The organism is Halolactibacillus miurensis (assembly GCF_900116255.1).
GTDB lineage: Bacteria > Bacillota > Bacilli > Bacillales > Amphibacillaceae > Halolactibacillus > Halolactibacillus miurensis.
Window position 1 is genome coordinate 23,693 of sequence record NZ_FPAI01000016.1, and the last position, 14,546, is coordinate 38,238.

A 14,546-nucleotide genomic window follows, 5' to 3' on the forward strand; every position below is an offset into this window, starting at 1 on the left:
TATAATAAAAAAGTAATAGCTAAAAAGAAATAATAAAAACAACTAAGCTAGTGATAGAGAGGTTCGATAATATGACAGTCGCAATAATGACAGATAGTACCGCCTATATACCGAAGGAAATACGAGAAGAATACGATATTTATATGATTCCTTTAACCGTCACAGTTGACGGGTCGTCTTACCAAGAAGAAGTCGATCTAACCGCATCAGAATTCTACGAATTAGTAAGAGAAGAAAAAGTTTTACCAAAGACATCTCAGCCAGCGATTGGACTGATGGTTGATTTACTTGAACAACTAAAAAATGATTATGACGCGGTTGTCTCGATCCACTTATCAAGTGGCATTAGCGGGACGTATCAATCGATGCAAACAGCGGGTAGTATGGTAGAGGGACTAGATACATATGTATTTGATTCAGAAGTAAGTTGTATGGCCCAAGGCTTTTATGTGTTAGAAGCTGCCAAACTCGCTCAAAAAGACGCCTCACCAGAAGAAATTTTAGACCGACTACAAACCGTGAAACAATCCTTACGTGCTTACTTTGTTGTGGATGATTTAAATCACCTACACCGTGGTGGTCGCTTAAATGGTGCCCAGGCACTTGTCGGTAGTGTCTTGCAAGTAAAACCGATCCTGCATTTCTCTGAGACGAAAATTGTTCCCTTTGAAAAGATTCGCACCCAAAAGAAAGCCTTTAAACGCTTGATTGAATTAATTGATGAAGATGCACGTACTGGCGTCCCCATTCGCGCGACCGTCATTCATGCGAATTGCCCTGAAACGGCCGAACAATTGATGCGTGAACTAAAAGAACGCTACCACAATGTTGAGTTAACATTAAGCTACTTCGGACCGGTGATTGGTACGCACTTAGGTGAGGGGTCGATTGGTCTTGGTTGGTATAAACTCTAAGACTTTTTAATCGGCTCGTCCAGTAACGATAAAGACAAAAAATATTTCACTCTCAGAAGGCAAGGCGTTTTAGTTTTTTCTGACGGTAAACATAAAAAACAGACCGTAAAGACCTAGGCAGATGTAAAAATCACAAACACCCATGAGCTCCCGAGCCCATGGGTGTTTGCGTTACAATAGAGCTATCTTTAAGTATAGAGGGAGAGACGTCATATGTTAAAGAAGCTCGACCAATCAATCCGTACACTCAATCAACAAATAGATCGTAACATCATGAGAGGACATGCATCGATGAAGTCACGATCTCAACAGATGATTCAGTTATTCAAACATCACCAACCCGTCCTCACATCAATAAGAGAAAACGATAGAAGAAATAATCGACCGTCTCATCAAAGTTCAGACATTTTGCTTAATAAAGAGCCAGTTGTTCATGAAGAAGTGACGCAAGATGACACTTATTTACTGCTTGACGGGCTATTAGTCACGAAAGACCGATTATCGTCACTAAAAGTAAAAGGTGATCAGTGGAACGTGGCAGTCAACGTTGACACATTTCCAGCTATTACACAAAAGTATGTTTTTAAGCGATGCGAGCGTTGTTTAAATGAGGACAGCACGTTGTTCCTATTTTTTCCTTGCGGAAAATGCCATAAGACCGACTGGTATTGCTTAAATTGTCTGACATACGGTCGGATTACCACCTGTCAAACGCTTTATCACCTCCGTGTACCCGCTAGAAAAATCAAGTCTCTTGAGACCGGGTTTCAATTCACCTCTACTTTAACCCCCCATCAACAACAAGCAAGTGACCGGTTAGCGAAAGCGATTAAGACAGGCGAGCGTCACTTACTGATTCATGCGGTTTGTGGGGCGGGAAAAACAGAAATGTTGTTTCATGGGATCAATGATGCGTTAAAGAGTGGAAAGCGAGTGGCGGTGGCGACCCCGAGGCAAGATGTCATTAAAGAGCTGTTGCCAAGGTTTCAAGCTGTCTTTACAAGCGTCCAAATAGTTTGTCAATACGGTGGTAGTGACGACAATAGTAAACAGGCATGGCTTACACTTTGTACGACCCATCAACTGATTCGGTATAAAGCAGCGTTTGATGTTTTAATCATTGATGAAGTGGATGCCTTTCCTTATCATCATGATCAAAGTTTGATTAAACAATCGAAGCGTGCCTTAAAAGGTACTGGGACCTTTATTTATCTTTCTGCTACCCCGCGGCAAGCACTCGTTAAAAAACGGTATCCGACGTGTTTTGTCCCCGTTCGTTATCATGGTCATCCACTACCTGTACCTGAAGCTTATTTTACGCGCTTTAAAAATACTCCGCTCCCGAGAAACATCAAAGAAGCCATCATCCATCAACGCGAAAATAACCGTCAATTACTCCTCTTTGTCGCCACCATTAAACAAGCAAACACGCTCTTACCTTATCTACAAACCACGTTCAAAAATCTAACCATCGAAGCGGTTCATGCCTCAAGTGACGAAAGAAAACAACATATTGATCAGTTTAGATTAACAACCATTGATGTACTTGTGACCACGACCATTCTAGAACGTGGGGTGACTTTTCCTTCTGTTGATGTGTTTGTCCTTCAGGCTGATCACGATGTGTTTGATGAAGCAGCTCTTGTTCAGATTGCTGGTCGTGCGGGAAGGAGTAAGAATGATCCCACCGGATCGGTGCACTTTTACTTTGAGACCTACACCAAAGCGATACGGAAGGCGATTAAAGCGATTAAACAGATGAATGCCTTAGGTGAGAAGTTATGAAATGTTTGAACTGTTTAACGGAGCTAGACACACTAGTCAGCTGGCAATCGATTGGACAAAAGAACAGCTTAGCTTATTGCGCCGACTGTCAACCGAAGCTCGAGATAATCACTGGGACGATTTGTCCTGATTGTGGACGGGGTATGCCAACGCGTGAGCGATGCGGTGATTGTCAAGAGCGTGTTACGAAAATCTTGTCCTATAACCGGTCATTGTATCACTATAACGACGCCTGTAAACAACTCCTGGCCTTATGTAAATACCGCTATCACTATCATGCGCTAACCCCACTGAAACAAGAGATACATCAAGGTTTCTTACAACAGTATTGTCAACTTAAGAAAGTGACGTTAGTGCCAATTCCGTTATCAACCGAGCGTATGGAGGAGCGGTTGTTTAATCAAGCGACGCTCATTGCGTCAATGATCAACCGTCCTATGTTGCCATTGTTACATAAACACCATACCGATAAACAAGCGCATAAATCAAGAAAAGAGCGATTAGATACGGTGAATCCATTTTTTTTAAAGGAAGGACAGGTGTTACCTAAAGGCCCAATTGTCTTAATTGATGATGTGTATACGACTGGTACGACCATTCATCATGCCGCTAATGTCCTACATCACGCTGGAATAACAGAGATATATAGTTTCACTTTGGCTCGATAGTCTTATTTAATAATGCAAGTATGTTGCCGATATAATAAGTAGGTTAAAATAAACATAAAGGATGGACGTACTAGAATCCATCAAGAGACACACTTCATTTGAAGTGCTTAACGCTTGGAGTGTAAAATAGTAATCATATTTAGATGAAAATAGGATCGATGAGGTGACACTATGGCAGATTTAGCGAACTGTAGTCGTTGTGGCAATTTATTTGTACAAACAACGCGTGATATATGTCAAGACTGTTATAAAGAAGAAGAAAAGCAATTTGAGATTGTTTATAACTTTATGAAAAAGCGAGCGAACCGGCAAGCAACCATCCCAGAGATTGTTGAAGCAACCGGTGTGAAAGAAGAACTGATCATTAAATTTGTGAAAGAAAAGCGTCTCCGCACGACGCAATTTCCGAATCTAAGTTATGGCTGTGAACGATGCGGAAAAGAAATCTCTGAAGGCAAGTTATGTCAAGCATGTTCGAATGAGTTATCGGGCGATTTAAAACATCAACACGATGTGGAACAAGTGAAAAAAATGCATGAAATGCGTGAAAAAGAAAAAGCAAATCAAACGTATGTTGCGGTCGATAAAGGAAAAAAAGACCGTAAGTTCTAAACATTTACCAAATGGTGTCGATAAAAAAACAAATGATGTCGAGATAGTAACACGTTTGGGTAATAGCTCATAAGGCATACCATTGACTCGTATGAATGATGAAAAATGAAACAACGATGAGAGACAGATAAATCATGAACGAAGGAGGACCATCAGATGAAAATCAATTTACAGCGGTTGGTGAATAATAATCCGTATAAGGCCCAGCAACAAAAACAGACTGAAATAAAACAAGACCAACAGAAACAACGCGATAAAGTAGAAATCTCACCAAAAGCGAAAGAGATGCAAGCATCAAGCGGTGTTCAACCTGAGCGTCTAGAAAAGGTGAACCAGATTAAACATCAAGTAGAAACGGGTACGTATCACGTGCGTCCACATGATGTGGCACAAAAGATGACGCAATTCTTTAAGTGAACAAAGGGCTAAAGGTACTTAAGGTGCCTTAGCTTTTTTGTGTGTATCAGTCAGGTATAAGCAAGATAAGGTAACGGAATTAGTTGGTATAATGAAAGAATAGCCGACTGAGGAGGCGAAAGAATGTTACAACCATTACTGAAAACGATGACGACGTTAATTGACTTGCATGAAAGTTTGTTGTCAGTAGCAGAAGAGAAAACAACCCGTTTAAAAGAAAATAATATCAATGATTTTAATCAGTTATTAAAAATTGAACAAAAGCATGTACAAGCTTTAGAACAAATAGAAAAAGAACGCCTAAAAGAAGCAAGCGACCTTGCGGCCGCTTTAAACTTACCGGAAAACGCTCCGGTGACAGCGATTATTGATTCATTACCGGAGGCATCAGATAGAGAAGCGCTAGAAGAAAAAGCAACGGCCTTACTTGCATACGTCGTTGACATTAAACAACAAGAAGATTTGAATCGACAGTTACTGAAGCAGTCACTTCAATTTGTACAACTACAAATGGATATGATTGAGCCGTCAGTGGAGTCTCTTACATATGGCACGAAGAAAGCCAAAGATGATCCCGCAACGAAGCGATCAGTGTTTGACTCAAAAGCTTAGGAGGATAGACAAATGGTATCAACCTTTAATGGATTAGAAATGGCCAAACGTGCACTGAGTGCCCAACAAGCCGCGATGTATACAACATCTCATAACATCTCAAATGCGAATACCGAAGGCTATACGCGCCAGCGCGTGAACTTTCAAGCAATCAATGGACTGACCTCAAGCCGTGAGCCAGGTGGTCTGATTGACCGTGTCGGTAACGGTGTAGAACCGGGATCAATCGAACGGATTAGAGAACAGTTTTTAGATGTGCAATACCGGAAAGAAAATGCGAAAACACAATATTATAGCCAACGAGCAGAAGCGGCTAACCAGATGGAAGCAATTCTTAACGAGCCATCAGAAGAAGGGTTATCTCATATCTTTGATCAATTCTGGAACTCACTACAAGATTTATCAGTTAATCCGGAGGATTCAGGCGCGCGTTCTGTTGTTGCGCAGAGAGCCCAAGCTGTTGCGGATACATTCAATTATATTTCAAACTCATTAGAATCGGTACGTGATGATTTAAAAAATGAAATGGATGTAAAAGAAACGGAATTCAATTCACTGTTAAACCAAATCAATCAACTAAATCGTCAAATTGGCGAAGTTGAACCACACGGACACGTGCCTAATGATTTATATGATGAACGTGATCGCCTACTCGATCAGTTATCATCGATCGCTGATATTTCTGTCAGCTATGAAAAAAGCTCAGGTATGCCAAGTCCTTTTGCGATGGGTAAGGCAACGGTGAAGCTAAAATCAGAGGGTAGTGATGTGACTTTAGTTGATGGTAGCGATGATAACTATACAGTTAATCAATTAGAAGTGCTAACTGATGCTAATAATAATGTGACAGGTTTTACCTTTACTCATTCAGAAACTGGTGATGTGACATCAATTTCAGCTGAAAACTTTAAAGCAACAGGTCAACTTAAAGGGTTGATGGAGATGAACGGGTATGAGACAGCTACAGGTACCGTAGGTGTTTATACAGATATGTTAGAAAATTTAGATACGATGGCTGAAGCTTTTGTTGAAAAATTTAATGCTACACATGCGGGTGGTTATGATCTCAATGGAGATCCTGGTATCGGTAATTTCTTTGTGATTGATACAGCTGCCACGCGTTCTTCATCAACGATATCAGTCAACGAGATCATTTTAGATGATAAAGATAAGATCGCTGCAAGTTCTGTTCCTAATGCCAGTGGTGATGGGTTGAATGCGGTTGATTTAGCCGCGAGTTATACGGATTATTTACCGGGATCTTTAGGTGATAAAACATCCGTTAAAAGCTATTTTGAAGGTGTGATTGGTGAATTAGGGGTTGTTGCACAAGAAGCTTACCGCATGGAAGCAAACGCAGGAACGCTTCGCCAACAAGTTTCAAATAATCGAGACTCAGTTAGTCGAGTATCGCTCGATGAAGAAATGACAAACTTAATTAAGTTCCAACATGCTTATAATGCAGCCGCAAGAAGTATGACGACAGTGGACGAGATGTTAGACCGTATTATAAATAATTTAGGGCTCGTAGGAAGGTAGTGAGATAAATGCGTGTCACACAAAGTATGTTATCAAACAATATGTTGCGTAACTTATCTAAAAGTTATACTTCTATGAATAAATATATGGATCAATTAACGACGGGTAAAAAGATTAATCGTCCGTCGGACGATCCTGTTATTGCGATGAAGGGGATGCGTTATCGTACCGAGGTTGGTAACGTAGAACAGTTTCAGCGTAATATCACCGAAATGCATACGTGGATGGATACATCTGATGAAACCCTTGATGAAACAACCCAAATATTGAATAAATTACGTGAATTAACTGTACAATCGGCGAATGAAACGTATGATGCAGACCAGCGAAAAGCTATAAAAAAAGAAGTTGATCAACTCAAACTTCAACTCGTTGAAGTGGCTAATACAAAAGTGAATAATAAATATATTTTTAATGGTACACAAACAACAGAGAAACCAATAACGGTTGAGGATGATGGAAGTCTCACATTTAATACAAGTGACTTTAATCCGGTTATGTTAGAAGTAACATCAGGTACTCAACTTCAAGCGAATGTTAATCCAGCGAATGTTTTTAGTGAAGAGTTATTCCAATCAGTTTCAGATCTTTCAAATGCGCTTGAAAATGATGATACAGCAGCTTTAGATAGTCTAATAGGAGAACTTGATAACCACATTAATAATACAGTCGGTGAACGTGCCGACTTAGGTGCAAGGATGAACCGTGTTGAACTCATTGAATCACGTTTGGAAGGGCAACAAATTACTGCAAGAGATATGATGTCGAAAAATGAGGATGCGGATATCGCAGAGGTCATTATGAACTTAACTTCTCAAGAAGCAATCCATCGTGCAGCATTAAGTGCTGGTTCACGCGTTATTCAACCAACGTTACTTGACTTTCTAAGATAAGAAATAAAGCCTTACCTATGGTAAGGCTTTTTATCACATTTGTGAACGGAAGGAAGAAATATGATGAATATTCCGCAATTACGAATAGATCAACAATTTGCCCGCATTGGTATCGAAACAAATAACGCAACAGTAGACATAGATCAAGGTCCAGCAAAGCTTGATATTCAACAACCAGCGGCAGATATAAATATCCGTACAAAACCTAGTAAACTCACCATTGATCAATCGCAAGCTTTTGCGGATTTAGGACAATATCCAATAGGCGAAGCTATAAGAAGAGAGGCGAATGAAGGTTTACAAAAAGTGCGAGAGGGTTCCCAAAGGCGACGGCGTCAAGGCGATATGATGATGAAAATAGAAAATGGTGGGGATCCTCTGAAACTCATTGCCAAACAAAATACACCAAGGGAAGTTAGACCATTTAATATTGGCTTTATTCCGTCGTATGACTCTGTTAAAATTGATTATCAACCAGCAGAAGTAGAAGTAAATAATCAAGCGAATAAACCCATCATTAATGCTAAACAAACACCAGTCTTGCAATCATATCAACGTGGTAACGTTGATGTCTACCTTCAGCAAAAAAACTATATCGATATAGTTTTTGACAATATCCCATTTATAAATGGCGGGACAGAAATATTTGTTTAATTATATGGTGAAAATAAAAGTAAAGCTTTGCTAAATAAGAGGTGAGAAAATGAAGATAAATACGAGCTATTTTGAAGAAGTTGAGATTGATAGTAAAGAAGTGATTTATTTTGAACAAGGTTTACCCGGTTTTTTAAACGAAAAAGAATTTGTTTTATTAAGTTTTGATGAACCGTTAGCCTTTCAAGTACTGCAGTCTATCAACACAGGTGAGTTAGCGTTTATTGTGGTCTTTCCATTTGACTTCAATAAAGAATATAAAGTGGATTTAAACGATCAGATCTTAGAGCAATTGAAAATTGAAACAGAAGATGATGTTTTAATACTATCTATCGTAACATTAAAAGACCATTTAAATAATAGTACGGCAAATTTACAAGCGCCTATCATAATCAATCGCCATTCACATTTAGGTAAACAATATATCATGCATCAATCAAATTACAGTACAAAGGAATATATTTTTAACTCCTCAATTGTGAAGGAGGAAAAATAAATGTTAGTCCTCACACGTAAAACAAACCAAAAAATTATGATTGGTGATAATATTGAAATTGAACTCTTATCGATTGAAGGAGACCAAGTTAAGTTAGGGATTAGTGCTCCAAAAGATATTGATGTCAATCGTTACGAAATATATAAAGCAATTCAAAAAGAAAATAGCATCGCATCGAAAAGAATTGATATTAAAAAAATCTTAAAATAAAACAAAAAACATTTATTTATGACTAAACAATCTTTTAGCCACTCCGATAATAATATTGTAGGTGATAAAGTCTGATTAAGCGGCCGCTAAATGTCTTTATCACCATAATAAACCACATGGATGTGGAACAAACAAATTCAAGGAGGAAACAAACATGATTATTAACAATAATATTCCAGCTTTAAACACTCACCGTCAAATGGGTATCAACCAAGGTAACATGCAGAAATCAATGGAGAAATTATCTTCTGGTCTTCGTATCAACCGTGCAGGTGACGATGCGGCAGGTCTTGCGATTTCAGAAAAAATGCGTGGTCAAATTCGTGGTTTAGATCAAGCAAGTCGTAATGCAGCAGATGGCGTTTCATTAATTCAAACTGCTGAAGGTGCGTTAAATGAATCACACTCAATTTTACAACGTATGCGTGAACTTGCAGTTCAATCTTCTAACGACACAAACACAGCTGAAGATAGAGCAGAGTTAAAAAAAGAAAGTGATCAACTAGTAGCTGAACTTGATAGAATTGCCAATAATACAGAGTTTAACACGAAAAAATTAATTAATGGTGATTTATCGGGCACTGGACTGGAGTTTCATATTGGAGCAAATGATGGACAAGCAATTACACTAGAAATTAGTTCAATGAAAGCAGCTGATTTAGGCTCTGGAGTAGATGCATTAGTTATGGGGACACAATCTGGCGCTGATGCAGCCATTGCGACAATTGATGGTGCAATCGAAGCTGTTTCTTCACAGCGATCTGCTTTAGGAGCTGTTCAAAACCGTTTAGAGCACACGATTGCTAACCTAGACAACTCATCTGAAAATCTATCAGCTGCGGAATCACGTATTCGTGATGTTGATATGGCGAAAGAGATGATGGAAATGACGAAATCAAATATTTTATCACAAGCATCACAAAGTATGTTAGCTCAAGCTAACCAACAGCCACAATCTGTTTTACAGCTATTAGGTTAATTTTAAAAATATAGTTACATGGATGTAATTTTTATTTCAAGGAGGAAATAAACATGATTATAAATAATAATATTCCAGCGTTAAATACACACAGACAATTAGGTATCAACCAAGGTAATATGCAGAAATCAATGGAGAAATTATCTTCAGGTCTTCGTATCAACCGTGCAGGTGACGATGCGGCAGGTCTTGCAATTTCAGAAAAAATGCGAGGTCAAATTCGTGGTTTAGATCAAGCAAGCCGTAACGCAGCAGATGGTGTATCATTAATTCAAACTGCTGAAGGAGCATTAAATGAAACTCACTCAATCTTACAACGTATGCGTGAGTTAGCTGTACAATCTTCTAACGATACGAATACTATTGAAGATCGTGCAGAATTACAAAAAGAAATGAACCAATTATACGATGAAGTAGATCGAATTGCAGGCAATACAGAATTTAATACTAAGAAGTTATTAGGCGGTTCCGACGGTACAGAAGTATTTGATGGTAAATTCCATATTGGTGCAAATGATGATCAAAGCATTACTTTAACAATTGGAAATATGAGAGCATCTGGTATTGGATTAAGTGGTCTAAATATTGATGAAGCTGATTTTGATACAGCTACCGAATTATCAGGTATTGAAGCTGGTGGCGGTACGGCACATGGTTTATTGACTCAATCTGGCGCAGATGCAGCTATTGCAACTATTGATAGCGCAATTGGCACAGTTTCTTCTCAGCGTTCTGCTTTAGGAGCTGTTCAAAACCGTTTAGAGCACACAATTGCCAATTTAGATAACTCTTCTGAAAACCTATCCGCTGCAGAATCACGTGTTCGTGACGTTGATATGGCGAAAGAAATGATGGAAATGACGAAGTCAAATATTCTATCACAGGCATCACAAAGTATGTTAGCTCAAGCTAACCAACAACCACAATCAGTTCTTCAGTTATTAGGTTAATTTAAAACATAATTGAAAACAAATAATAAAGGTCTTAGCCAGTAGGCTAGGGCCTTTATTTAATAAAATGAACAATACATAAGTATAAACTATGATAAAATAATAGTTAATAATATATTTAGTAAGAGGTGTTGGAATGATTACTGTTAAAGTAAATAAAGTAATGATTAATGTAGAAGAGACTGAAGTCTTTCAGTTTATAGTTAAAAAGATGAATCAGTTAAGTGAAAATGAAGATTTAGTTTTCAGTCATTTAATTATAGATGGACAAGAAGTATATAATGATCATGAAATTTATATTAATCACTATCTTCATGATATTAAACTCATTGAATTAGAGATGGTTTCAGTCGAGGAGTTAACAAATGATATTCTTAACTCTTTAAAGTTATATTTAGACAGAGCGGTCCCAACCCTTGAGTTGATGGTGAGTGAGGATTACGGGGAAATGTCAGAATCATTCTGGACTAGTATTGTGGACTTAGCTGATGGAATACAAGCCATCATGCAGTTCTCAGAATCGCTTAATGCTTTAGATAGTGTGGCTTTTCATACGGTTGAAGAAGAACAAAAACAACTAATAAATATCTTACCACAACTATTAGATGCTCTAGAATTAAAAGATGCGACGTTAAGTTTTGATCTATTAAGTTTTGAAATCGTTCCGATTCTTGAATCTCTTCAAAAAAAAGTAAATAATGTGGTAAATTGCAAGAACGGTGATTCAATTGAATACTAACAATAGTCGATATCTACTAAGCTATTTTCCGGAAGTTCGGACACTTCTCTCCAACAATAATAAAGAGACTATGATTGTTGAAGTTATAGAAACTAAAAATAAACAAGAAACATTAAAGGTTAAGTTAGAGGATAGAGAATTATTTATTCATAGTAGTTATAACCCTGAAAGAGAAGCACAACATATTCTGAAAAAGGAATTAACACAAGATTTTAATTCCGATACACATGTTGTGTTTTTAGGCTTAGGTTTGGGCTATCATGTGTCACAGTTTACCAAGCAGTATCAACAAAATAGTTATTCTATTATTGAACCATCTCTAGAGATATTTAATGTCGCATCAGATTTGATACAATTGGAAGAAGTGTTTAATAAAAATGTCGCACATCTTTTTGTAGGAGAAATGTATTCAGTTAGACAAATAGTAGATCAGATTTATAAAGAGTCGGCGACAAGAGTAGAAATTGTCATTTCACCTACATATAAACAGTTATTTAGCAAATTAATAAATGAATTTGTTTCGGAATCGAAAAAAATGATAAGACAAAAGCGATCTGAACTTGCGACGAATTATAACTTTCAATTTAACTGGATTGAAAATAGTATTAAAAATCATAAACATGTATTAAATACACCAAATATCTTAGATGATAGTTTTAAAGAAAGGTTTAGTGATAAACCAGTTATTATAGTATCTGCAGGTCCTTCGCTTTCAGATGATATTGAGTCTATTCGTTCTATTAAACAAAATAACTTAGCATATATTTTCTCGGTAGGTTCCGCGATTAATACTTTGATAACCTATGATGTGATACCTGATGCGGTGTTCAGTTATGACCCAGGCGATAAAAATCATTTAGTATTTGAGAAAATGATTGATCAGGATAAGGATGCGATTCCTCTGGTGTATGGTTCAAGTGTAGGCCATCAGTTGTTAGAAAATTTTCGTGGTCCCAAGTATCATTTTATTACCTCGCAAGATTATACGTCACGATTGTTGTTAGGGGATCAAATAGGTAAAAATGAACTGGTCTTAGATTCACCTTCAATTGCGGTGATGACTTTTCAGATTGTGAATAAGTTAGGTATGTCACCTATAATATTTGCGGGACAAAACTTAGGTTATCTATATAACCGGCGTTATGCACAAGGAGTAGATTATGATTTTATTGATTCTGAACTTACAGAACAAGAAGTTGATCACGCTGAAGAAGTTAAAGATGTTTATGGGAATAATATTAAGACGAATATAGGGTTTAATAGTATGAGAAATGCCTTAGTACAATTCGCCTCAACCTTTAAAGGGGAATATTATAACACAACTAAGGGTGGGGCAGCGATTGAAGGAATCCCATTTAAAACAATTGAAGATTTACTGAATGATAACTTACAACAATCAATAGATAAAAAAATATGGCCAATAAATAAAAAATCATATGATTTGTCAGACTATGATAAGAAGAAAGAAGATATCCAGTTATCATATGAAAGTTTCGTAGAAGAAAAAGCAAGATTAGAATACACTCTGAATAAAATTAAAGAGGAAACAGGTAAAAAGAAACTAGAGAAATTATTTACTAAAATCGATAATGAATTAACTAAATTTGAAAACAACCAATTCTTTACTCATTTTATTGTCCAGTCAATTCGTGTAGAACATGATTTATTAATACAGAAAATAAATAGAGTAGCTAAAAAAGAGACTACAGATAAAAAGAAAGAAATTATTCAAATGTTTAGAGGGTATAATGCCAGTTTGACAACCGTGTTGGTTAAGCTAGTTTTAGTTTTACAAGAAGAAGGCATATTAAATAATGGGAATGCAAAGACAGAGAGAAATCTTGTATAATTAAGATTTTAATATATCTGAGCTGTGTGTAAATTCAAAAAATGAATAGTCTACCACCACCACCACCACCACACACTACCGATATTTTCTTTTCCTGATATAGATAGAGTCTTTAAAGTCTTTAAAGTTGATAATTAATTAAGATACTAAGTTTCAAAATAAATAGATATCAAAAATAAAGTGCGATTTAGTTCAAACTTTTTATTTGAGAATACTGCCATAAAGAATAGGATGTGATTGCATGACTTCAGTATTAGTAACTGGAGCTGATGGTTTCATTGGAAGCCATCTAACGGAAGTATTAGTAAGAGAAGGATATAAAGTTAGAGCCTTTGCTTATTATAATTCATTTAATTCGTGGGGATGGTTAGATCACTTATCAAGAGATATTATGAAGAATGTAGAAGTATTTACAGGGGATATAAGAGACCCGAATGGTGTAAGAGAATCCATGAAAGGAATCAATCAAGTATTTCATTTAGCCGCATTAATTGCGATTCCTTTTAGTTATCATTCACCAGACGCTTATGTTGATACTAACATTAAAGGTACTCTTAATGTACTCCAAGCTGCTAAAGAATTAAATACTGATCGCGTATTAGTCACTTCAACGTCAGAAGTTTATGGAACAGCGCAACATGTCCCTATCGATGAAAAACATCCATTTCAGGGGCAGTCGCCATATTCTGCTACTAAGATTGGGGCAGATCGGTTAGCAGAATCTTTTTATCGAAGCTTTGATATGCCAATTTCTATTGTTAGACCATTTAATACGTATGGACCGAGACAATCAGCAAGAGCGGTTATTCCGACGATTATTACACAGCTTCTTGCTGGTAAAGAAGAGATTAAGTTGGGATCTTTGACACCTACAAGAGACTTTAATTATGTTAAGGATACAGCGAATGGTTTTATTAAAATTGCAAAATCCAAAAATACCATTGGTGAAGAGATTAATATCGCAACGCAAAAAGAAATCTCAATCGGTCAATTAGCGGAAGAATTAATAAGACAGATTAACCCAAATGCAAAAATTGTATGTGATGAACAAAGGCTTAGGCCAGAAAATAGTGAAGTAAATCGATTATTAGGTTCAAATGAAAAAATTAGAAGTTTAACTGATTGGGAACCAAAGTATTCATTTGAACAAGGATTGTCTGAAACTATTGCGTTCTTTAAAAATCATTTAAATCAATATAAAACAGATATTTATAATATTTGATAGGAGG

General features: G+C 36.9%; 16 protein-coding genes. All 16 read left to right on the top strand.

What is annotated here, in order from left to right; genetic code table 11:
- The first annotated feature begins 71 nt into the window (after positions 1-71).
- Positions 72-914, top strand: coding sequence for a DegV family protein (locus BM390_RS10165; protein ID WP_062321976.1), 843 nt, complete (start codon positions 72-74; stop codon positions 912-914).
- 213 nt (positions 915-1,127) lie between these two features.
- The gene (locus tag BM390_RS10170; protein ID WP_062321978.1) at positions 1,128-2,699 is read left to right on the top strand and encodes an ATP-dependent helicase ComFA; all 1,572 of its coding nucleotides are present in this window, start codon (positions 1,128-1,130) and stop codon (positions 2,697-2,699) included.
- Entirely contained in the window at positions 2,696-3,367 is a 672-nt protein-coding gene (locus BM390_RS10175; protein WP_062321980.1) for a ComF family protein, read from the top strand. Before BM390_RS10170 ends, BM390_RS10175 begins: the two co-directional genes overlap by 4 nt.
- Before the next feature lie 171 nt (positions 3,368-3,538).
- Positions 3,539-3,979, top strand: coding sequence for a TIGR03826 family flagellar region protein (locus BM390_RS10180; protein ID WP_062321982.1), 441 nt, complete (start codon positions 3,539-3,541; stop codon positions 3,977-3,979).
- 156 nt (positions 3,980-4,135) lie between these two features.
- Positions 4,136-4,396, top strand: a complete 261-nt coding sequence (flgM, locus tag BM390_RS10185) for a flagellar biosynthesis anti-sigma factor FlgM (protein ID WP_062321984.1) — start codon at positions 4,136-4,138, stop codon at positions 4,394-4,396.
- Positions 4,397-4,519: 123 nt separating this feature from the next.
- Positions 4,520-5,008 carry a flagellar protein FlgN gene (locus BM390_RS10190; protein WP_062321986.1) on the top strand — a complete coding sequence of 163 codons (489 nt, stop codon included), beginning with the start codon at positions 4,520-4,522 and terminating at the stop codon, positions 5,006-5,008.
- Between the two features lie 12 nt (positions 5,009-5,020).
- Positions 5,021-6,547, top strand: coding sequence for a flagellar hook-associated protein FlgK (gene flgK, locus BM390_RS10195; RefSeq protein WP_089854655.1), 1,527 nt, complete (start codon positions 5,021-5,023; stop codon positions 6,545-6,547).
- A gap of 8 nt (positions 6,548-6,555) precedes the next feature.
- The gene (flgL, locus tag BM390_RS10200) at positions 6,556-7,440 is read left to right on the top strand and encodes a flagellar hook-associated protein FlgL (protein WP_062321988.1); all 885 of its coding nucleotides are present in this window, start codon (positions 6,556-6,558) and stop codon (positions 7,438-7,440) included.
- A 60-nt stretch (positions 7,441-7,500) separates the two neighbouring features.
- Positions 7,501-8,094 carry a DUF6470 family protein gene (locus BM390_RS10205; RefSeq protein ID WP_256212419.1) on the top strand — a complete coding sequence of 198 codons (594 nt, stop codon included), beginning with the start codon at positions 7,501-7,503 and terminating at the stop codon, positions 8,092-8,094.
- Positions 8,095-8,143: 49 nt separating this feature from the next.
- On the top strand, positions 8,144-8,590 hold the full coding sequence (gene fliW, locus BM390_RS10210; RefSeq protein WP_062321992.1) for a flagellar assembly protein FliW: 447 nt from the start codon (positions 8,144-8,146) through the stop codon (positions 8,588-8,590).
- Entirely contained in the window at positions 8,591-8,800 is a 210-nt protein-coding gene (gene csrA, locus BM390_RS10215) for a carbon storage regulator CsrA (RefSeq protein WP_062321994.1), read from the top strand.
- Between the two features lie 154 nt (positions 8,801-8,954).
- On the top strand, positions 8,955-9,779 hold the full coding sequence (locus BM390_RS10220; RefSeq protein WP_089854660.1) for a flagellin N-terminal helical domain-containing protein: 825 nt from the start codon (positions 8,955-8,957) through the stop codon (positions 9,777-9,779).
- Positions 9,780-9,832: 53 nt separating this feature from the next.
- A complete protein-coding gene (gene hag / locus BM390_RS10225; RefSeq protein ID WP_089854662.1) occupies positions 9,833-10,729 on the top strand; it encodes a flagellin Hag in 897 nt (298 codons plus the stop codon).
- A 136-nt stretch (positions 10,730-10,865) separates the two neighbouring features.
- Positions 10,866-11,468: a DUF8042 domain-containing protein gene (locus BM390_RS10230; protein WP_089854664.1), complete on the top strand. Its 603-nt coding sequence runs from the start codon at positions 10,866-10,868 to the stop codon at positions 11,466-11,468.
- Positions 11,469-11,538: 70 nt separating this feature from the next.
- Positions 11,539-13,317 carry a motility associated factor glycosyltransferase family protein gene (locus tag BM390_RS10235; RefSeq protein WP_089854667.1) on the top strand — a complete coding sequence of 593 codons (1,779 nt, stop codon included), beginning with the start codon at positions 11,539-11,541 and terminating at the stop codon, positions 13,315-13,317.
- Between the two features lie 241 nt (positions 13,318-13,558).
- Entirely contained in the window at positions 13,559-14,539 is a 981-nt protein-coding gene (locus BM390_RS10240) for an NAD-dependent 4,6-dehydratase LegB (RefSeq protein WP_062322002.1), read from the top strand.
- The last annotated feature ends 7 nt before the right edge of the window (positions 14,540-14,546 follow it).